The sequence below is a fragment of the Pseudonocardia yuanmonensis genome (assembly GCF_039542425.1).
Taxonomy (GTDB): domain Bacteria; phylum Actinomycetota; class Actinomycetes; order Mycobacteriales; family Pseudonocardiaceae; genus Pseudonocardia; species Pseudonocardia yuanmonensis.
Window position 1 is genome coordinate 116,780 of sequence record NZ_BAABIC010000007.1, and the last position, 20,554, is coordinate 137,333.

The following is a 20,554-nucleotide window of genomic DNA, read 5'->3' on the forward strand; positions in this document are numbered from 1 at the left end:
CTCAGCGCCTCCCCGAACCGTCGCATGGAGATCCACTTCGTCGGTGACGCTCCCTACACCTCCGACAGCCGATCTCCATCCGGTGGAGATCGAAATCCCCCGCGTGTCGCTCCGACGCTCACCGCTCGTCGTCCGGTAATGGGCGTTCGGCGCACCGTCGGCCCAGCGCCGGCCCCGCTTCGTCACGGAAATCGTCACGGTCCGTTGCAGAGCGTGTGCAGGGCGGGACTTCTGTGGGTGCCGCCCCTCGCCACCGGGTTGCCGCGACGACGCCGACCGGTCGCACAGCGTGGACGCACGGCCACGCTTCACCCACATCTGGGGACAACTCTGTGGATTGTCGCGCCGGAGCCCGTGGACGGACGCCCCGAGAACAGTGGACAACTCCCTCCGGCGACGGGGATGGGCGACGGACAACCTGGCGAGAACGCCGGCCATCCACGATCCGCGCCGTCCGTCCCGACTCGGTCCCGAGGCTCCGTCCCCAGGACGCCGCACCGTGTGACCTGCAGCGACGGCGTGTATCCACACTGTGCACAGGACCTGTCCCTGTCCCTGGAGTTCTCTCTTTCACAATCTCGAAGAGAAAGAACGGGGTGGACGGGGCACTCGGACGGGGCCGGAACCGGCCTCCGCCGACCGCTCGCCGGACGGGACCCGGGCGACGTGACACCCGGCCGCGCGAGGCTCTACGGTGAGTCGGCCGATCCCGGACCGCCGGGCCGTCGGCGGAGTCCCGGGGGAGCCGTTCCACGGCCGGACCGCCGGGGACCCGCCGGTGGCCCCGCTCCGTCCGGGCTCCTCACAGCCCGTCCCGTGTGCCACCTCCGGTCACACCCCGTGACCACCGGTGAAAGGTCTCCCTCGCCATGAAGTTCCGGGTCGAACGCGACGTCCTCGCCGACGCTGCCGCCTGGGTCGCGCGCAGCCTGCCCGCGCGGCCGCCGGTTCCGGTCCTCGGCGGCGTCCTGATCGACGCCGCCTCGGCGGAGGGCGGCGAGCGGCTGACGGTGTCCGGGTTCGACTACGAGACCTCGGCCCGCGTGGAGCTCGACGCGACGATCGGCGACCCGGGCCAGGTACTCGTCTCCGGCCGGCTGCTCGCGGACATCACCCGCGCCCTGCCGAACAAGCCGGTCGACCTCGTGGTCGACGGCGCCCGCGCCACGATCAACTGCGGCAACAGCCGCTTCTCGCTGCCGATCATGCCGGTGGAGGACTACCCGCAGCTACCGGCGATGCCCCAGCGCGCCGGCACGGTCGACGCCGCCGAGCTGGCCGGTGCGGTCGCGCAGGTCGCCGTCGCCGCGGGCCGGGACGACACGCTGCCGATGCTCACCGGCGTCCGGCTGGAGATCGAGGGCTCCCGGCTGACCCTCGCGGCGACGGACCGGTTCCGGCTCGCGGTCCGCGAGCTGGACTGGCAGCCCGAGGACGCCGGGGTGTCCACCGCGGTGCTCATCCCGGCGAAGACCCTCTCGGACGTGGCGAAGACGCTGGCCGGCGCCGGCACCGTCGAGATCGCGCTCTCCGCCGGGGACGGGATGCTCGGCCTGACCGGCGGCGGTCGCCGCGCCACTACCCGCCTGCTGGACGCGGAGTTCCCGCGCTTCCGCCAGCTGATCCCCGCGGAGCACACCACCGCGGCGGAGCTCGACGTCGCCGCGCTCGTCGAGGCGATCAAGCGTGTCTCGCTGGTCGCGGACCGGGTCGCGCAGATCCGGCTGGAGTTCGGCGAGGAGGGCCTGCGGCTCGCGGCCGGCGGCGAGGACGTCGGGAGCGCCGAGGAGGAGCTGCCCTGCGCGCTCGACGGCACCGCGCTGACCATCGCGTTCAATCCCGGCTACCTGCTCGACGCCCTGGGCGCGCTGCACACCGAGAAGGCGCAGCTCACGTTCACCACGCCGAACCGGCCCGCCCTGGTGCGCCCGGTCGTCCCGCCGGCCGACGGTGCCGAGGGCGAGTCCGAGGCCCCGGCCGTTCCCGGGTATCTCCACCTCCTGATGCCGGTCCGTCTGCCGGGCTGAGCGCAGATCATCCGCGCTGAGCAGGATCCTCGACGCGGGCACCTGCACCGACGCTCCGCTCCGACTGATCGTCCCGGCCCCGGATGCGGCACGATGGGCCCGGCGCCGGCCGGCGCGGGGACCACGAGCGAGCTGTGAGGAGCGGGACGTGCAACTCGGACTGATCGGCCTGGGCCGCATGGGCGGGAACATGCGGGACCGGGTGCGCGCGGCGGGCCACGAGGTCGTCGGGTTCGACCCGCGCCCCGAGGTGACCGACGTGCCCTCCCTCGAGGACCTGGCGAAGGCGCTGTCCACACCGCGCGTGGTCTGGGTGATGGTGCCCTCCGGCGAGCCGACCCGCTCCACCGTCCGCGCCCTGGCGGACATCCTCGAGCCCGGCGACCTGGTGATCGACGGCGGCAACTCCCGCTACACCGACGACGGCCCCAACGCCGAGCTGCTGCACGCCAAGGGGATCGGCTACGTGGACTGCGGCGTGTCCGGCGGCATCTGGGGCAGGGACAACGGCTACGGCCTGATGGCGGGCGGCGCGCAGGAGCACATCGAGCTCGCCATGCCGATCTTCGACGCGCTCCGCCCGGAGGGCCCGCGCGAGGAGGGCTTCGCGCACGCCGGCCCGGTCGGCGCCGGCCACTTCGCGAAGATGGTGCACAACGGCATCGAGTACGGCCTCATGCAGGCCTACGCCGAGGGCTTCGAGCTGATGGAGGCCGCGGAGCTGATCCACGACGTGCCCGCGGTGGTCCAGGCGTGGTCGCGCGGCACCGTCGTCCGCTCCTGGCTGCTGGACCTGCTGGTCAACGCGCTGCGCGAGGACCCGCACCTGGCGGGGCTCGAGGGCTACGTCGACGACTCGGGCGAGGGCCGTTGGACGATCGAGGAGGCCATCCAGCACGCCGTCCCGCTGCCGGTGATCTCCGCGGCCCTGTTCGCGCGCTTCGCCTCGCGCCAGGACGAGTCGCCGGCGATGAAGGCCGTCGCGGCGCTGCGCAACCAGTTCGGCGGGCACGCGGTGAAGAAGGCCGCCGGTCCGGCCGGCGCACCCGGGGACGTCGCGGGCCCCAGCTCGGGCACCGGCTCCACGCACGGTTGAGGTAGACCTACGAGGTGCATCTGCGTCGGCTCGCCGTCGAGGACTTCCGTTCCTGGGAACGCGCGGAGCTCCTCCTGGAACCGGGCGTCACCGTCCTGGTCGGGTCGAACGGCGTCGGCAAGACCAACCTGGTCGAGGCGATCGGGTACCTCGCCACGCTCGGCTCGCACCGGGTCGCCACGGACGCCCCGCTGATCCGGCGCGGCGCCCAGCGCGCCATCGTCCGCGGCCAGGTCGTGCACCAGGGCCGGGAGCTGAACGTCGAGCTGGAGATCACCGCCGGGAAGGCCAACCGGGCCCGGGTCAACCGCGCACCGGTGGCCCGCCCGCGCGAGATCCTCGGCATCCTGCGCAGCGTCCTGTTCGCGCCGGAGGACCTCGCCCTCGTCCGCGGCGACCCCGGTGAGCGCCGGCGGTTCCTCGACGAGCTGCTGGTGGCCCGGTACCCGCGCTACGCCGGCGTCCGCAGCGACTACGAGCGGGTGCTGCGCCAGCGGTCCGCGCTGCTCAAGACCGCGCGCACCCGGCACGCGGACCTCTCCACGCTGGAGGTGTGGGACGGGCACCTCGCCCGGCACGGGGCCGCACTGCTGGCCGGGCGGCTCGAGCTGGTCGAGGGCATCGCACCGCACGCCGAGAAGGCGTTCGCCGAGGTGGCGCCGTCGTCGGACCCGCTGACCCTGGCCTACCGCTGCTCGATCCCGGGCGAGCTGCCGGGCACCGCGCCCGAACTCGAGGCGCTCCTGCTCGACGAGCTGGCCCAGGTGCGCCGGCAGGAGATCGAGCGCGGGGTGTGTCTGGTCGGTCCGCACCGCGACGACCTGCTGCTCAACCTCGGCGAGGGGCCGGCCAGGGGCTACGCGAGCCACGGCGAGTCGTGGGCGATCGCGCTCGCCCTGCGCCTGGCCTCCTACCGTCTGCTCAAGGCGGACGACGTCGAGCCGGTCCTCGTCCTCGACGACGTGTTCGCCGAGCTGGACGCGCAGCGGCGCCGCGCGTTGTCCGCGGTCGCCGCAGAGGCGGAGCAGGTCGTCGTGACCGCCGCGGTCGCCGAGGACGTCCCGGCGGAGCTGGTGGGGACGCGCTACGCGGTGGGCGGTGGATCGGCGGTACGGGTCGAACCGGGCACACCACCGCCGAACACCACCTGACGTGCGACGGAACGGAAGACGTCGAGCGCCCCGCCACCGGGCGCTCCTGGGGACAAGGTTGTGGATACTGTGGATAACTTCCGCTCCTCTCGTGACTCCAGTCACAACGCACCGCCCGCCGCGGTCGATCGACCGTCGAGCCGTCCGGTGACCCACAACCCTGTCCACAGCCCTGGGGACGGGATCTCCCCGACCGCTCGTCGTGAGGGGGAGGAGCCGCCCGGCGACGACGGGCGGCGTGGCGCGGACCTGGCCCGGGACGCCCTCGCCGCGGCCCGTGAGGCCAACGCCCAGAAGCGGCAGGAGCGGGAGGCCGAGCAACGCGGGGTGCGGCCGAAGAACTTCGGCCGGGGACGGCGCCGTCGCTGGTCGGGCCCGGGACCGGACAACCGGGACCCGCAGCCGTTCGGCCGGCTGGTGTCCCGGGTGGCGATGGACCGCGGCTGGTCCTCGCGGCTGACGGACGCGACGGTGCTCGGGCGCTGGCCCACGCTCGTCGGCCCGGACATCGCGGACCACTGCACACCCGTCTCGCTGCGGGACGGCGAGCTCACCCTGCAGGCGGAGTCGACGGCGTGGGCCACGCAGCTGCGCACCCTGCAGCGCCAGCTGCTGCAGCGGCTCGCGGGGGCGGTGGGGCCGGACGTCGTGCGCCGGATCCGGGTCGTCGGGCCGAGCGGGCCGAGCTGGCGGCACGGCCCGCGCCACGTCCGCGGCCGCGGCCCCCGCGACACGTACGGCTGATCCTGCCAGGGAGTGCTGTACCCGGGCGGCCGTCCGGGGGTCGTCGGGGGCGGAGCCCCCCGACTGTCGGGACACGTACGGCTGACGCCTTCCGACGCACCGCCGCGACCAGCACGAACGGCACTGTCGCTCACTAGGATGGAACGAAGGTGCCGTTCGTCCGGCCCGGCAGGAGGAGACGGGGGCGACCGTTCGCGTCCGCCAGGGGGCCGCTCAGCGCGACATGACGCCGCGGGAGCGCCGTTCGACCCCCGTTCCCGCCGTCCGGACCCGATTCGCGGCCGGATCGCGCCGCTGTGACGCTTCTGGACGTGTCCTAGCCGCATTCCTGTCGGGCCGGACCGGTAGAATCATCAGTAGTGCCGAGCGGACCCCGTACCCCGCCCGGTCCTCGCCGGTACCGGCGCGCGTCCCGCGCGTCCCCGGGCCGGCTCTCGTGGCGAGGAGACCAACAGCCCGTGGCGGAGAAGAAGAGCGGCTACAGCGCGTCGTCGATCACGGTCCTCGAGGGCCTGGAGGCCGTCCGCAAGCGTCCCGGCATGTACATCGGCTCCACCGGCGAGCGCGGTCTGCACCACCTCATCTGGGAGGTCGTGGACAACGCGGTCGACGAGGCGATGGCCGGGTACGCGACGCGTGTCGAGGTGACCCTGACCGCGGACGGCGGCGTCCGCGTGGTGGACGACGGCCGCGGCATCCCGGTCGACATGCACCCGGTGGAGAAGAAGCCCGCCGTCGAGGTCGTGCTCACCGTGCTGCACGCGGGCGGGAAGTTCGACGGCAAGTCCTACGCGGTGTCCGGCGGTCTGCACGGCGTCGGCGTCTCCGTGGTGAACGCGCTGTCGAGCCGACTGGAGGTCGAGATCCACGTCAGCGGCCACGTCTGGACCCAGCGGTACGACCACTCGGTCCCCGGTGTCCTGCACAAGGGCGAGGCCACGAAGCGCACCGGCACGTCCATCACCTTCTGGGCCGACCCGACGATCTTCGAGACCACGACCTACAACCTGGAGACCATCCAGCGCCGGCTGCAGGAGATGGCGTTCCTCAACAAGGGGCTCACCATCGTCCTGCGCGACGAGCGCAACGGGGACTCGGAGGAGGCCGAGGAGCCGGACGCCGAGGGCTTCGTGGCGAAGGTCAAGGAGCAGACCTTCCACTACCCGGGCGGGCTCGAGGACTTCGTCGCCCACCTCAACAAGAGCAAGGACCCGATCCACCGCAAGGTCATCGGGTACACCGGCGAGGGCCCCGGGCACCAGGTCGAGGTCGCGATGCAGTGGAACTCGGGCTACTCCGAGTCCGTCTACACCTTCGCCAACACGATCAACACCCACGAGGGTGGCACGCACGAGGAGGGCTTCCGCTCCGCCCTGACCACCACGGTCAACCGCTACGCGCGGGACAAGAAGCTGCTCAAGGAGAAGGACCCGGCGCTGTCCGGGGACGACATCCGCGAGGGCCTGGCCGCGATCGTGTCGGTCAAGGTCGCGGAGCCGCAGTTCGAGGGCCAGACCAAGACCAAGCTCGGCAACACCGAGGTGAAGTCGTTCGTCCAGAAGATCAGCAACGAGTGGCTGGCGGACTGGTTCGAGCGCAACCCGGCCGAGGCGAAGATCATCGTCAACAAGGCCGTCTCCTCGGCGCAGGCGCGGCTGGCCGCCCGCCGGGCGCGCGAGCTGGTCCGACGCAAGAGCGCGGGCGACATCGGCGGGCTGCCGGGCAAGCTGGCGGACTGCCGCTCCACCGACCCCACCAGGTCCGAGGTCTACATCGTGGAGGGCGACTCCGCCGGCGGCTCGGCGAAGTCCGGCCGGGACTCGATGTACCAGGCCATCCTCCCGATCCGCGGCAAGATCATCAACGTGGAGAAGGCCCGCATCGACCGCGTCCTCAAGAACACCGAGGTCCAGTCGATCATCACGGCGCTGGGCACCGGCATCCACGAGGAGTTCGACCTCTCGAAGCTGCGGTACCACAAGATCGTGCTGATGGCCGACGCGGACGTCGACGGCCAGCACATCCGCACACTGCTGCTCACCCTGCTGTTCCGCTTCATGAGGCCGCTGGTCGAGGCCGGTCACGTGTTCCTCGCGCAGCCGCCGTTGTACAAGATCAAGTGGAGCGGGCGCGGCGTGGAACCGGAGTTCGCCTACTCGGACGCGGAGCGGGACGGGCTGATCGCGGCCGGCCGCGAGGCCGGCAAGAAGCTGCCCAAGGACGAGGGCGTGCAGCGCTACAAGGGTCTCGGCGAGATGAACGCCAAGGAGCTCTGGGAGACGACGATGGACCCGGCGCACCGGGTCCTGCTGCGTGTCACGCTCGACGACGCCGCCACGGCGGACGAGCTGTTCTCGGTCCTCATGGGTGAGGACGTGGAGTCGCGTCGCTCCTTCATCACCCGCAACGCGAAGGACGTGCGCTTCCTGGACGTCTAGATCACACGAGTGTCGTAGACGTACGTACGGATCGCACGTGAGAGAAGGACCATGACCGACACCCTGGACCCCACGCTCCCGCCGACCGGGTCGGCCGGGGGCGACGGCGGCGGCGACCGGATCGAGCCGGTCGACATCCAGCACGAGATGCAGCGCTCGTACATCGACTACGCGATGAGCGTGATCGTCGGGCGTGCGCTGCCCCTCGTCGAGGACGGCCTCAAGCCGGTGCACCGGCGCGTCCTCTACTCGATGGGGGAGAACGGCTTCCGGCCGGAGCGCTCCTACGTCAAGTGCGCCCGCGTCGTCGGCGAGGTGATGGGTAACTACCACCCGCACGGCGACTCGGCGATCTACGACGCGCTCGTCCGCCTCGCCCAGCCGTGGTCGATGCGCTACCCGCTGATCGACGGGCAGGGCAACTTCGGCTCCCGCGGCAACGACCCCGCCGCGGCCATGCGGTACACCGAGTGCCGGCTCTCCCCGCTGGCCATGGCGATGCTCCAGGACATCGACGAGGACACCGTCGACTTCCTGGACAACTACGACGGCAAGACGCAGGAGCCCGTCGTCCTGCCGTCGCGCGTGCCGAACCTGCTGATCAACGGGTCGGTCGGCATCGCGGTCGGCATGGCCACCAACATCCCGCCGCACAACCTGCGCGAGGTCGGCGAGGGCGTCGCGTGGGCGCTGGACAACCCCGAGGCGTCGGACGAGGAGCTCCTCGAGGCGCTGATGGCCCGGATCAAGGGCCCGGACTTCCCGACCGCCGGGCTCATCGTCGGGCGGGACGGGATCGAGTCCGCCTACCGCACGGGCCGCGGCTCGGTGCGGATGCGCTCGGTGGTCGAGGTGGAGGAGGACGCCAAGGGGCGGACCACCCTCGTCGTCACGGAGCTGCCGTACCAGGTCAACCCGGACAACCTCATCGAGTCGATCGCCGGCATGGTCCGGGACGGCAAGATCACCGGAATCTCGGAGATCAACGACGAGTCGTCCGACCGCGTCGGCATGCGCATCGTGTTCACGCTCAAGCGCGACGCCGTGGCCAAGGTCGTGCTGAACAACCTGTACAAGCACAGCCAGCTGCAGCAGAGCTTCGGCGTCAACATGCTCGCGATCGTCGACGGCGTGCCCCGCACGCTGCGGCTGGACCAGGTCGTCCGGAACTACGTCCGGCACCAGATCGAGGTCATCGTCCGGCGGACCCGCTACCGGCTGCGCAAGGCCGAGGAACGGGCCCACATCCTGCGCGGTCTGGTCAAGGCGCTCGACGCGCTGGACGAGGTCATCGCGCTGATCCGGGCGTCGGAGACGGTCGACGTCGCGCGCGCCGGCCTGATCGACCTGCTCGACATCGACGAGATCCAGGCGCAGGCCATCCTGGACATGCAGCTGCGCCGGCTGGCCGCCCTCGAGCGCCAGAAGATCATCGACGAGCTGGCCGAGATCGAGGAGACCATCCGCGATCTGCAGGACATCCTCGACCGGCCCGAGCGGCAGCGCCAGATCGTCCGCGACGAGCTCATGGAGATCGTCGAGAAGCACGGCGACGAGCGGCGGACCCGGCTGGTCCCGGACGACGGCGACGTCACCAACGAGGACCTCATCGCCGTCGAGGACGTGGTCGTCACGATCACGCAGACCGGCTACGCGAAGCGCACCAAGACCGACCTGTACCGGGCGCAGAAGCGTGGGGGCAAGGGCGTGCAGGGCGCCACGCTGAAGCAGGACGACATCGTCGCCCACTTCTTCGTGTGCTCCACGCACGACTGGATCCTGTTCTTCACGAACAAGGGCCGCGTGTACCGGCTCAAGGCCTACGAGCTGCCCGAGGCGAACCGCAACGCCCGGGGTCAGCACGTCGCGAACCTGCTCGCGTTCCAGCCGGACGAGCACATCGCCCAGGTCATGCAGATCAAGGACTACCAGGCCGCGCCCTATCTCGTCCTCGCGACGAGAAGTGGTCTGGTGAAGAAGTCCCGCCTCGAGGACTTCGACTCCAACCGCTCCGGCGGCCTGATCGGCATCAACCTGCGGGACGAGGACGAGCTGGTCGGCGCGGTGCTCTGCGCTGCGGACGACGACCTGCTGCTCGTCTCGGCCGAGGGCCAGTCGATCCGCTTCACCGCCAGCGACGAGGTGCTGCGCCCGATGGGCCGCGCCACCTCCGGCGTGCTGGGGATGCGGTTCAACGACGGGGACCGGCTGCTGTCGATCGGCGTGGTCCAGTCGGACCGGTTCGTCCTGGTCGCCACGGCCGGCGGGTACGCGAAGCGCACCCCGATCGAGGACTACCCGGTCCAGGGTCGCGGCGGCAAGGGGGTGTTGACCCTCCAGTACGACCGCCGTCGTGGGACGCTGGTCGGCGCGCTCATCGTCGGGATCGACGACGAGCTCTACGCGATCACGTCGACCGGCGGCGTCATCCGGACCTCGGCCCGCGAGGTCCGGAAGGCCGGCCGGCAGACGAAGGGGGTCCGTCTCATGAACCTCGGCGACACCGCCACGCTGCTGGCGGTCGCGCGCAACGCGGAGGACGATGCGGACGCCCCCGAGGTGACCGGCTGAGGCCGGGCCACCCGGTGACCCCGTTGTCCCGCAGGTTGTCCTGCACGCCGACCGACGAGGAGAGCTCCACCTCGTGAGCGAGAACGAGAAGCCGGCGACGTCGCCGGGCGCCAAGGACGAGGGGCGCGTCGCCACGGACAGCCCCGACTCGCCCCAGCTCCCCGGCGACGGGGCCGCGGCGGCGCCGGCCGAGGCCGACACGGCCGAGGACCGGACCACACCCGCGGCCGCGGACACGGGCCCGGCCGGGAACGGGTCGGTCGCTGCGGGCTCGTCCGCCAACGGGTCGGCGTCGGGCAACGGGGCGGCGGCGTCCCCGGCCGCCGGTGCCCCCGCTGCCGGTGCCCCGGCTGCCGGTGCCTCCGCCGGGAGTGCCGACGGTCCCTCGTCCCGTCCGGTGCCGAGCCCGCGGCCGGAGGCCGTGTCGGGCGCCGGTGCGGGCGGGGTGGGGGAGACCCAGGATGCCCGGCCCGGCACCGTTCCGACGCCCCCGCCGTGGCGGCGCGCGCAGGGTGAGGAGGACGGCGACGCAGCCGACGGCGCCGGCGCCACCGCGGCGGCGCCGATCCCGCGCCCGGCCCCGCAGCGGTCGCCGGCGGTGGACTCCCTGCTCAGCGAGGCGCCCACGGCCTACATCGACCGGAACGCGGCTCCCGGGGCGGGCGGCGCGGCGGCGGGTGCGGCTGCGACGGCCGACACCGCCACCCTGCCGGGCGGCGCCGACGCCGAGGTGCACGCCGAGGTGCCGAACGTGGCCGGCCGGGCCCCGCGACAGGCGCTGCTGCAGGTCAAGCGGTTCGACCCGTGGTCGGTGCTGAAGCTCGCCCTGGTGCTCGCCGTGGTGCTGTTCTTCATCTGGCTCGTGGCGGTCGGTGTGCTGTACGGCGTGCTCGACGGCATGGGCGTGTGGGACCGGCTCAACGGCACCTACGCCGACCTGGTCTCCGGCGGCGGTGAGGGCGGCGGCGGCTCGCTCATCAGCGCCGGCAGCGTGTTCGGCTTCGCCGCGATCATCGGCGCGATCAACAGCCTGCTGTTCGCGGTGGCACTCACGGTGGGCGCGTTCGTCTACAACGTGTCCGCCGACCTCGTCGGTGGGATCGAGGTCACGCTCTCCGAGCGCGACTGAGGTCCGCCGCCTCGGCGGTCCCGGCAGGGGCCGCCGACCTGCGGTGTCGCCTCCCGCCCCGGTTCGAGGGGCCGGTGCGGGGGGCTCGCAGGGGCTCATGTAGAGTCGTTCCTGCCGCAGGGGCCTATAGCTCAGTTGGTTAGAGCGCATCGCTGATAACGATGAGGTCGCTGGTTCAAATCCAGCTAGGCCCACTCCTCCCGGCACCGGCTCCGAAGGTGATCGACGTGAAGAAGATCCTCGCTCTCGTCGCCGCAGCCGGCGCCGCGATCCTGGTCCTCCTCAAGGTCAAGAGCCGCCCCGGCGAGGACCCCTGGCACGAGGCGACGCGCTGACCGCGTGCACCTCGGGCCACCGCGGTAGCGTGAGGCCCACGGGGACGTAGCTCAATTGGCAGAGCACCGCCTTTGCAAGGCGGGGGTTAGGGGTTCGATTCCCCTCGTCTCCACCACGTCCGGTCGGCAGGCACGTCGAGCTGCGTGATCAGGTTCATGGCGATGCAGTCCGGGAGTTGGCGGCCCTGACGGGGCGTCGTCCCGTCGCTGTGCCTCGCTGGTCTGGTCGCCGTCGTTGTCCTCCGTCTTCTGACGTGGTCCTTCACCATGGGCGAGCCTCGGTCGTTCGACGAAGTTCCGGTCGCACGGCTCGCCGACGACGACCACCCGACGACGACTACCCGATGGACGATCACCGCGCTCGCGACCCCGGTCAGCAGTGTCGCCGTCGGGGCGTCGAACGTCACCCGCCGGAACCCGGCGGCGGTCATCGCGGTCTGGTCGCGGTCGAGGATCTGGCGCATCCGCGGGGAGTGCGGGGTCGTTGCGCATGCCGGCGAAGAGGGCGCCGAGCAGGCCGACGTCCTGCTCGCCGATCTGCTGGGCCAGCCGCTCACCATCGCCAGCAGTCAGCAGGCGATGACTTTCGGGCCTCGTCGGCGTCTTCCCTCCGGACGAGTCGACGAAGGAGGCGCCGGGTGAGCGGTATCAGGGTGTTGGTGGCGGGGGCGAGCATCGCGGGACCCGCGCTGGCCCACTGGTTGAGCCGGCGGGGTGCCGAGGTGACCGTGGTGGAGCGGGCTCCCGGGCTGCGTCCCGGTGGGCAGGCGGTGGACGCGCGGGGGGTGGCCAAGGAGGTCATCCGGCGCATGGGGCTGGACGCGGCGGTGCGCGCGGCGTGCACCGAGACCGTCGGGGCGCACACGGTGGACGTGGACGGGAACGTGCTGGAGACCTACCGCGCGGACGACGACGGCGGTGACGGGTACATCGCGGAGATCGAGATCCTGCGCGGGGACCTGTCCCAGGTGCTGTACGAGGCCACCCGGGACGATGTCGAGTACGTCTTCGGTGACCGGATCGCTGAGCTCACCCAGGACGCGGGCGGGGTCGACGTGGTCTTCGCGGGCGGTGACCGGCGGCGCTTCGACCTGGTGGTCGGGGCGGACGGGTTGCACTCGGCGTTGAGGGCGATGGTGTTCGGGCCGCGGGAGCGGTTCGTGCGCCATCTCGGGCTCGTGCTGGCCTTCTACAGCGTGCCCAACGAGTTCGGGCTGGACCGCTGGTTCCTGGAGTGCCAGGAGGCCGGGCGTTCCGCCGGCCTGCGCCCGATCCAGGACGCCACCCGGGCGATGGCCTTGTTCTCCTTCCCGTCAGCGGACTTCGACCTCGACCATCGGGACGTCGCGGCCCAGAAGCGCCTGCTGCGGGAGCGGATGGCCGGCTTCGGGTGGTTGGCGCCGCGCATCCTGGCGCATCTCGACGACACCCCGGACTTCTACCTCGACCAGGTCGCCCAGGTGGTGATGGACCGTTGGTCGAGCGGACGGGTGGGGCTGCTGGGGGACGCGGCGTTCTGCTCGTCGCCGATGTCGGGGCAGGGCACCGGGCTGGCCCTGGTCGGCGCGTACCTGCTGGCCGGGGAACTGGCCGCCGCCGGGTGGGACCCGGAGGCCGGGTTCGCCGGCTACGAGGAGCGGATGCGCCCGTTCGTCGAGGCCAACCAGGAGATCGGACGGCTGCACGTGCGCAGCCTCGACGTCCCCGGGCCGGACACGGGACCGAGCCCGGAGCCGGACATGGACGCCCTCACCGATCTGGTCCAGCGCGCGATCAACGGCGTCGAGCTGCCCGACTACGCAGGGATGCCGGACTCCGGCGCCCCGATCGGACCGTCACCGACCACTTCGGCGGCCAGGCCGTAGGTCACCGCCCCGATGCGGCGGTACGACTTGCGGCCCGGTCGTACGCTTCCCACCTGAGGGACGGGAGGAGCGAGCTCCATGGAACCGTTGACCTTCGACAGCAGCGACGTCGGCCTGGTCGAGGCGACCGTGAGCAAGCTGTACTCCCGGATGCGCATCGGCGCGGTCGGCGCCTGCACGCGCGCGCAGATCACGCGGCGCGTGATGGCGCCCGAGATCGGCTTCGACGACCTCGACTACAGCTTCGACATCGGCTACTCCGCCGAGCCACAGGGCCTGATGATCGTCTGTGACGTACTCTCCAACACCATCTGCACGGAGGGCGAGGACGGCGAGGAGGTGTTCGGCCCCGGGGACCAGTTCCTGATCAGCCGGCCCGATCTTCCCTACGCCGGGGTCGCCCACGCCACGCGCCTGCAGTTCACCCTGCTCGATCCCGCCCTCCTGACCCGCGTGGCGGCGACCGGGAAGGCGGATGCGGCGGACCCGGTGCGCGTGCTCGACCACCGGCCGGTCTCCCGGCAGGCGGCCCAGCAGCTGCGACGCTCCACCGCCTACGTGCGCGACAGCGTGATGGCCGTTCCCGACGTGGCCCAGGAACCACTGGTGGTCTCCACCGCGAGCCAGTACCTGGCCGCGTGCGTGCTCCACACCTTCCCGACCACCGCCGTGGCCACGCCGAGCAGCGTGGACCGGCACGACGCGAGCCCGTCCGCCGTGCGCCGTGCGGTCGCCTTCATCGACGCCGATCCCGATCTCGCCCTCACGCTGACCGACATCGCCCGCGCCGCGTGCGTCACCCCCCGCGCTCTGCAACTCGCCTTCCGCCGCCACCTGGACACCACCCCCATGCGCTACCTGCGCCGCGTCCGCCTCGACCACGCCCGCGAGGAGCTCCGCACGGCCACCGCCGACGACGGCCGGACCGTCGCCGGCGTCGCCGCACGCTGGGGTTTCACCCACTCACGTTTCACCCAGCAGTACCGGGCCGCCTACGGGGAGCTGCCCAGCCGCACCCTGTGCGAAGAAAGCACCACGACGATGTCCCGGTAGCCTGGGCGGCTCCTAGCCGAGGTTGATCTCGGCCCAGACCGTCTTGCCTCCGGACGGATGAGGTGTCTGGCCCCAGGTGCTGGCCAGGTGTTGCACGATGACGAGTCCGAAACCGCCTGCTCCCCGTGTTCTCCTCGGGTGGTCGGCGACGGTGGCGGCGTGCGGGCTCCGGTCGTCGATCTCCATGCGGAGGACCCTGCCGGGGACGAGGTGCAGGCGGCATTGCCCAGCAGGTGCGCCGTGGGTCAGGGCGTTGGTCACCAACTCGGTCAGGATGCACAGCGACGCCGTGATCGCGGGCTCGGGAGCAGCGGCGTCGGTGAGCAGGTCGTGTACCCACTCCCGCAGATCAGCGAGGATGCCGATGTCTGCGTCGGCGAGCTCCACGGACACGACGCGTCCGGCGCTGCACAACGTTCGCCTCCCCTCCTGGCCGATGGCGAGGATGAGGGTTACCCGTCGACGGCGTCTCATCCAGAAACGACCAGGTTCTCGGTCTCGCTGAGGCCGGTGATGTCCAAGATGTGCCGCACGGCGCCTCGGGGGTGGAGCAGGACAAGGGTCTGGCCGGCCGCGCGCAACGGTGGCAGGGCGTCGAGCACGACGTGGCATCCGGCGGCGGCGAGTTGCCGCAACCCGCTGACCTCGACGGTCCGGGTGCCGTGTTCGATGGCGGCGCGCAGGACGGCGCCGAACCGGGCGGCGTTGCTCATGTCGATCTCCCCCGAGATCCTGAGCGCGTCGGGGTCGTGGCGGGCCGCGAACAGGATGTCGTCCACCGCGGTGTGCGCGCCCACCACCAGCTGCAGGGTCGCGGGCGTATCCGTCGAGGTGTCGTAGCGGCACAGCACGCTGAGCGGGTTCGAGGCAGCGAGCCGCGTGAGATCGCGTTCGTGGATCAGCATCGCCGCGGGGTCGGGCGTGATGGTGCGCAGCGCGGTCCCGTCGCACACGATCGCCACCCCGTGGTGGCCGGCGTCGCGGGCCTGCTCGATCAGCTCGACGTGCCAGCTGCGCAGCGCTGCCGGCTCTCCGCCGGTCTCCGCGTGGCAACGCGCCGCGTCGATCAGTGTCACCTGACCGGAGGCGAGCACGTCGCCCCCGAGCAGCGCGGTGAGCCGGTGCCGGACGGTCGCGTAGAGATCGGCATGCTTGTAGAAGAGCTGTCGGCCCCGGCTCAGCGCGCCGGTCATCCAGGCCCCGACCCGTTCGTCGTCGGTGCGCCGGGACCCGTGGACCAGCGCGGTGTGCGGTCCTTCCAGCCACCCGGCGGCAGGGGCCGGGCCCCGGCCGGTGCCGGCCGTCATCGCGGGCCGCTCGCTGACCATGAGCGGAGTCCGATGCACACCGGGTCTCCCTGCGGTTTCTCGGTCGCGTCCACGCCCGAACCCCTGAAGTCTCCTCACCGGAAACGGCACAGTCTGCACCACGAACGAACCTCTGCGTGCCCGGGCTGTACCGAATACGAAGGTGAGCACTCGCATCGCCACGGAACAGCCTGGGCCTTGGCCGCCGGGCGGGTCAGGTGGCAGCGGCGGCGGATCCGTCGTCCCGTGGGGCAGATCGACGAGGGCCGTGATCCAGTCGGCGGTCGTGCCCGGTGGGACCTCGGCGTGCGGGCGACCGGTCGGGGTGGGGGTGACGGTGACCGTGTGCGGGTCGGTCGAGTCGACGTAGGCGCTCTGAGGCGTTGGTCGCCGGCTCGATGACGGCGTGCTGGACGGCGTGACGTCCTGCGCGGACACGCTGCCCTTGACATCCCTCCGGAGAGGCGCGCATCCTCTGGACCGGTCCAACGTCGGACCGGTCCACAGCACCGCCGGCCTCGAACCCCGGCCGCGGGTCGGCGCGGTGAGCACTGCCCGAAGGGATGCGACCGATGCCCGACCCGCAGGACGCACTCCTCGCCACCTGCTGGACCACGGCCGGGGACGCGGCACCACTGCGCGGCGACGAGCGCAGCCCGGTGCCGCTGCGCACCCGCATCGAGGCGGCGGCCGAGGCGGGCTTCCGTGGCTTCGGTGTCACCCACGGCGACCTCGCCGGGGCCCTGCAGGAGCTGACCTGGCCGGATCTGCGGGCGATCCTCGACGACAACGGCATGGAGCACCGCGAGGTCGAGCTGCTCGGGGACTGGTGGACCACCGGCCCGGCGCGCCAGGCCTCCGATGCCGTGCGCGGGCGTCTGCTCGCGGCCGCGGAGGCTGTCGGCGCCCGTACGATCAAGATCGGGCCGGACTTCCCGGAGGCCCCGGGGGAGTGGGCGGCTCGGGTCGAGGCGCTCGCGGCGTTGGGCGCCCAGGCCGCCGAGCACGGCACCCGGGTGGCGCTGGAGTTCCTGCCGTGGTCGAACGTGGCCGACCTGCACCAGGGCCTGGCGCTGGTCGAGGCGGCCGGGCACCCTGCCGTCGGGCTGCTGGTCGACGCCTGGCACGTGGGCCGGGCCGGCACCGGCGTCGAGGAGGTCGCCGCGATCCCGCCGGAGCGGCTGTTCGGGGTGGAGCTGAACGACTTCGACGATTCGCCGGTCGGCACGCTGTTCGAGGACACCCGCGACCGCCGGCGGTACTGCGGTGAGGGTTCCTTCGACCTCGAGGGCCTGGTCCGCGCGCTGCGCCGGGTCGGCTGGACGGGGCCGTGGGGTGTGGAGATCCTCTCCGCGGAGCACCGCGTGACGGACCTGCGCACGGGCCTGCGCAAGGCCTTCGACACCGCCGCCGACCTGCTCCGGCGCGCCTAGGTACTAGACCGGCACCGGCCCCGTCGACCTGCGGACGACGAGACGGGGCGCGAGCAGGCGCATGGTGGGGGTGGCCGCGTCGCCGTCGAGCCGGCCGGTGAGCACCTCGCCGGCCGCTCGCCCGATCTCCACGGTGCGGGGGTCGATCGTGGACAGGGACAGCCGCTGCATGCGGGCGAAGAACGTGTCGTCGTAGCCGACGATCGACAGGTCTCCGGGCACGTCCAGGCCGAGCTCGTCGGCAGCGGTCAGCACCCCGATCGCGGAGAGGTCGTTGGCGGCGAGAACCGCGGTGGGACGGTCCGGGCCCACCAGGATCTCCCGTGCCCGCGCGTGGCCCGTCGCCTCGGTCCAGTCGCCGGGCACCGACCGTGCGGTCAGGCCCGCGCGAGCCATCTCGCCCTCGTACCCGGCGAGCCTGATCCGCCCGACCTCGCCCTCGCCCGCCACGTGCGCGATACGGCGGTGACCCAGCCCGATCAGGTGCCGGGTCGCTGCCCGGGCGCCTGCGTCGTCGTCGTTGGCGACGAGGTCGACCGTGGACAGCAGCGGCTCCCTGGTTCCCGCGACCACGATCGGGAGCGCCGCGGAGACGGACCTGGCCTGCACGATGGCGGTGGGGGTCGCGGTGCCCACCACGACCATGCCGTCGACGCGCAGATCGGACAGCGCCTCCACCGCGTCGGGCTCGGTACGACCGTCGGCCAGCAACGGGCGCAGCCCGTGCTCGTGCAGGACCGGCCGCAGACCCTGCAGCAGCCCGACGTACCAGGGGTTGGCCAGGTCGTCGACGACCACCCCGATCGTCCGGGTACGCCGCTCCGTGAGGCTGCGCGCGATCGGATCGGGCCGGTACCCGAGCTCCGCCATCGCGGCCAGCACGGCGCTTCGCCGCTCGTCGCTGACGTGCGGCGAGTTCTTGAGCACCAACGAGACCAACGACTTCGACACGCCCGCCCGCGCCGCGACGGTCCGGATCGTCGGTGGACGGTCCGGGCGGACATCACGAGGCACACGAGGAGTCTACGAGCGGCGACGTCGTCGGAACCGGAGGTGATGGACCGGTCCACCCGATCACGGGCCCGTCGTGCGCCCCGGGTCACGCCGAACGCCCCGGCCCACCGCGGGTGCGGCGGACCGGGGCGTCGTCGGACGGGTGGTTCAGCGCAGGTCGAACCGGTCCAGGTTCATGACCTTGTCCCACGTCTTGACGAAGTCACGGACGAACTTCTCCTTGGCGTCGTCGGCGCCGTAGACCTCGACGATGCCGCGCAGGATCGAGTTCGAGCCGAAGACCAGGTCGGCCGCGGTGGCGGTGCGGACCACGGTGCCCTGGGCGTCGCGGGCCTCGTAGACGCCCTCCTCGTCCTTCGACGTGCTCCACTCGACCCCGAGGTCGAGCAGGTTGCGGAAGAAGTCCTGCGACAGGACGCCCGGTCGGTCGGTGAACACGCCGTGCTGCGTGCCGCCGGTGTTCGCGCCCAGCACGCGCAGGCCGCCGATCAGGACGGTCAGCTCCTTGGCGCTGAGCTCGAGCATGTAGGCGCGGTCGACGAGGAGCGTCTCCGGCTGCAGCTTCAGGTCCGGGGCGATCCAGTTGCGGAACCCGTCGGCGCGCGGCTCGAGGTAGGCGAAGGTCTCGACGTCCGTCTGCTCCTGCGAGGCGTCCGTGCGGCCCGGGCTGAACGGCACGGTGACCGCCACACCCGCGTCCGCCGCGGCCTTCTCGACGGCGGCGCAGCCGGCCAGGACGATCGTGTCGGCGATCGAGACGGGCTTGCCGAAGGCCGCGCGGACCTCCTCGAGCTTCTCGATGACCTCCTGCGTGCCGGCGTTGACCGCCCAGCTCGCCTGCGGCTCGAGGCGCAGCCGCCCGCCGTTCGCGCCACCGCGCTTGTCCGTGGTGCGGAAGGACGACGCGGCCGACCAGGCGGTGTGCACGAGCTGGGGGACCGTCAGACCCGAGGCGAGGATCTGCTTCTTGAGCTCGGCGGCGTCGGACTCCGACAGCGGCTCGTGCTCGGCCGCCGGGACCGGGTCCTGCCAGAGCTGGACCTCCTGCGGGACCCACGGGCCGACGTAGCGCGAGACCGGCCCCATGTCGCGGTGCAGCAGCTTGAACCAGGCCCGCCGGTAGGCCTCGGCGAACTCCTCGGGGTTGTCACGGAACCGCTCGGAGATCTTGCGGTACTCCGGGTCCGTGATCAGCGCGAGGTCGCTCGTCAGCATCATGGGCGGGTTCTTCTTGCCCTCGATGTGCGCGTCGGCCACGAGCTCCTGGCCCTCGGCCTCCTTGGGCTTCCACTGCTTGGCGCCCGCGGGGCTCTCGGTGAGCTCCCACTCGAAGCCGAACAGGGTGTCCCAGTAGCCGTTGTCCCACTTCGTGGGGTTCGGGGTCCAGGCGCCCTCGAGACCACTGGTGACGGTGTCCGGGCCCTTGCCGGTGCCGTTCTGGTTCTTCCAGCCGAGGCCGCCGGAGAACACCGGGCAGCCCTCCGGCTCCGGGCCGACGAGGTCCGGGTTGCCGGCGCCGTGCGCCTTGCCGAACGTGTGGCCGCCGGCGATGAGGGCGACGGTCTCCTCGTCGTTCATCGCCATCCGGCCGAAGGTCACGCGGATGTCGTGGGCCGACGCCAGCGGGTCCGGCTGGCCCTTCGGGCCCTCCGGGTTGACGTAGATCAGGCCCATGGTGACGGCGCCGAGGGCGCCCTCGAGCTCGAGCGGGGCGTCGCCGCTGTAGCGCTCGTCGCCGAGCCAGGTGTCCTCCGGACCCCAGAAGACCTCGTCGGGCTGCCACACGTCCGGGCGGCCGAAGGCGAAGCCGAAGGTCTCGAAGCCCATGTCCTCGTGGGCGACGTTGCCGGCGAGCACCAGCAGGTCGGCCCAGGACAGGCTGCGGCCGTACTTCTGCTTGACCGGCAGCAGCAGGCGGCGGGCCTTGTCGAGGTTGCCGTTGTCCGGCCAGCTGTTGAGCGGGGCGAAGCGCTGCGCGCCCTCGCCGCCGCCGCCGCGGCCGTCGACCTGGCGGTAGGTGCCCGCGGCGTGCCACGACATGCGGATGAACAGCGGGCCGTAGTGACCCCAGTCCGCCGGCCACCAGTCCTGCGACGTGCGCATGACCTGCACGATGTCGGCCTTCACCGCGTCGAAGTCCAGCTGGGAGACGGCCTTCTTGTAGTCGAAGTCGTCGTCGCCGAGCGGGTCGGACTCCCGCGAGGTCTTGGTCAGTACGGACAGGTCGACCTGGTTCGGCCACCAGTCGCGGTTGCTCCGCGGCCGCTGATCGGGGTGGAAGCTGGGGCCGGCGAGGGCCGGGTTCTCGCTCTCGCTCCGGCTCGCGGTGCTGTCGGTGCCCTGCGGGCTCGCCGAGTCGTCGCGCGGCTTCGGGTCGGTCACGTCAGGTCC

Annotated in this window: 16 protein-coding genes and 2 tRNA genes; 14 read left to right on the forward strand and 4 right to left on the reverse strand. The window is 72.1% G+C overall.

The features are described from left to right. Window positions 1-869: 869 nt before the first annotated feature. The 13 genes from dnaN (at window position 870) to ABD990_RS12500 (ending at window position 14,409) form a co-directional block, all read left to right on the forward strand. Window positions 870-2,027 (forward strand): DNA polymerase III subunit beta, encoded by a 1,158-nt coding sequence (gene dnaN / locus ABD990_RS12440; protein WP_345380588.1) that lies wholly within the window; start codon window positions 870-872, stop codon window positions 2,025-2,027. A 67-nt stretch (window positions 2,028-2,094) separates the two neighbouring features. Continuing rightward, on the forward strand, window positions 2,095-3,123 hold the full coding sequence (gene gnd, locus ABD990_RS12445; protein ID WP_345380770.1) for a phosphogluconate dehydrogenase (NAD(+)-dependent, decarboxylating): 1,029 nt from the start codon (window positions 2,095-2,097) through the stop codon (window positions 3,121-3,123). Window positions 3,124-3,137: 14 nt separating this feature from the next. Beyond that, the gene (gene recF / locus ABD990_RS12450) at window positions 3,138-4,274 is read left to right on the forward strand and encodes a DNA replication/repair protein RecF (protein WP_345380589.1); all 1,137 of its coding nucleotides are present in this window, start codon (window positions 3,138-3,140) and stop codon (window positions 4,272-4,274) included. Window positions 4,275-4,421: 147 nt separating this feature from the next. Beyond that, window positions 4,422-5,018 (forward strand): DciA family protein, encoded by a 597-nt coding sequence (locus ABD990_RS12455; protein ID WP_345380590.1) that lies wholly within the window; start codon window positions 4,422-4,424, stop codon window positions 5,016-5,018. A gap of 458 nt (window positions 5,019-5,476) precedes the next feature. Further along, window positions 5,477-7,456: a DNA topoisomerase (ATP-hydrolyzing) subunit B gene (gyrB, locus tag ABD990_RS12460; protein WP_345380591.1), complete on the forward strand. Its 1,980-nt coding sequence runs from the start codon at window positions 5,477-5,479 to the stop codon at window positions 7,454-7,456. 51 nt (window positions 7,457-7,507) lie between these two features. Then, window positions 7,508-10,027 carry a DNA gyrase subunit A gene (gene gyrA / locus ABD990_RS12465; RefSeq protein WP_345380592.1) on the forward strand — a complete coding sequence of 840 codons (2,520 nt, stop codon included), beginning with the start codon at window positions 7,508-7,510 and terminating at the stop codon, window positions 10,025-10,027. Window positions 10,028-10,100: 73 nt separating this feature from the next. Beyond that, window positions 10,101-11,156, forward strand: a complete 1,056-nt coding sequence (locus tag ABD990_RS12470) for a DUF3566 domain-containing protein (protein ID WP_425569584.1) — start codon at window positions 10,101-10,103, stop codon at window positions 11,154-11,156. Window positions 11,157-11,276: 120 nt separating this feature from the next. After that, window positions 11,277-11,350: transfer RNA gene (locus ABD990_RS12475), tRNA-Ile, on the forward strand. Window positions 11,351-11,383: 33 nt separating this feature from the next. Beyond that, window positions 11,384-11,491 (forward strand): DLW-39 family protein, encoded by a 108-nt coding sequence (locus ABD990_RS12480; protein WP_345380593.1) that lies wholly within the window; start codon window positions 11,384-11,386, stop codon window positions 11,489-11,491. A gap of 40 nt (window positions 11,492-11,531) precedes the next feature. Continuing rightward, window positions 11,532-11,607: transfer RNA gene (locus ABD990_RS12485), tRNA-Ala, on the forward strand. 151 nt (window positions 11,608-11,758) lie between these two features. Continuing rightward, window positions 11,759-12,133, forward strand: coding sequence for a hypothetical protein (locus tag ABD990_RS12490; RefSeq protein WP_345380594.1), 375 nt, complete (start codon window positions 11,759-11,761; stop codon window positions 12,131-12,133). After that, window positions 12,130-13,356: an FAD-dependent monooxygenase gene (locus tag ABD990_RS12495; RefSeq protein WP_345380595.1), complete on the forward strand. Its 1,227-nt coding sequence runs from the start codon at window positions 12,130-12,132 to the stop codon at window positions 13,354-13,356. Before ABD990_RS12490 ends, ABD990_RS12495 begins: the two co-directional genes overlap by 4 nt. Before the next feature lie 78 nt (window positions 13,357-13,434). Beyond that, window positions 13,435-14,409 carry a helix-turn-helix transcriptional regulator gene (locus tag ABD990_RS12500; RefSeq protein WP_345380596.1) on the forward strand — a complete coding sequence of 325 codons (975 nt, stop codon included), beginning with the start codon at window positions 13,435-13,437 and terminating at the stop codon, window positions 14,407-14,409. Window positions 14,410-14,421: 12 nt separating this feature from the next. On the opposite strand, the gene ABD990_RS12505 is transcribed toward ABD990_RS12500, so the two are convergent. Together ABD990_RS12505 and ABD990_RS12510 are read right to left on the reverse strand one after the other, a co-directional pair. After that, window positions 14,422-14,802, reverse strand: coding sequence for an ATP-binding protein (locus ABD990_RS12505; protein ID WP_345380597.1), 381 nt, complete (start codon window positions 14,800-14,802; stop codon window positions 14,422-14,424). 77 nt (window positions 14,803-14,879) lie between these two features. Beyond that, window positions 14,880-16,154: an MEDS domain-containing protein gene (locus ABD990_RS12510; RefSeq protein ID WP_345380598.1), complete on the reverse strand. Its 1,275-nt coding sequence runs from the start codon at window positions 16,152-16,154 to the stop codon at window positions 14,880-14,882. 134 nt (window positions 16,155-16,288) lie between these two features. Between ABD990_RS12510 and ABD990_RS12515 the strand changes: the two genes are divergently transcribed. Continuing rightward, on the forward strand, window positions 16,289-17,149 hold the full coding sequence (locus tag ABD990_RS12515) for a sugar phosphate isomerase/epimerase family protein (protein ID WP_345380599.1): 861 nt from the start codon (window positions 16,289-16,291) through the stop codon (window positions 17,147-17,149). A 3-nt stretch (window positions 17,150-17,152) separates the two neighbouring features. On the opposite strand, the gene ABD990_RS12520 is transcribed toward ABD990_RS12515, so the two are convergent. Continuing rightward, a complete protein-coding gene (locus tag ABD990_RS12520; protein ID WP_345380600.1) occupies window positions 17,153-18,163 on the reverse strand; it encodes a LacI family DNA-binding transcriptional regulator in 1,011 nt (336 codons plus the stop codon). 147 nt (window positions 18,164-18,310) lie between these two features. Then, window positions 18,311-20,545 carry a catalase/peroxidase HPI gene (gene katG / locus ABD990_RS12525; RefSeq protein ID WP_345380601.1) on the reverse strand — a complete coding sequence of 745 codons (2,235 nt, stop codon included), beginning with the start codon at window positions 20,543-20,545 and terminating at the stop codon, window positions 18,311-18,313. Between the last annotated feature and the right edge of the window lie 9 nt (window positions 20,546-20,554).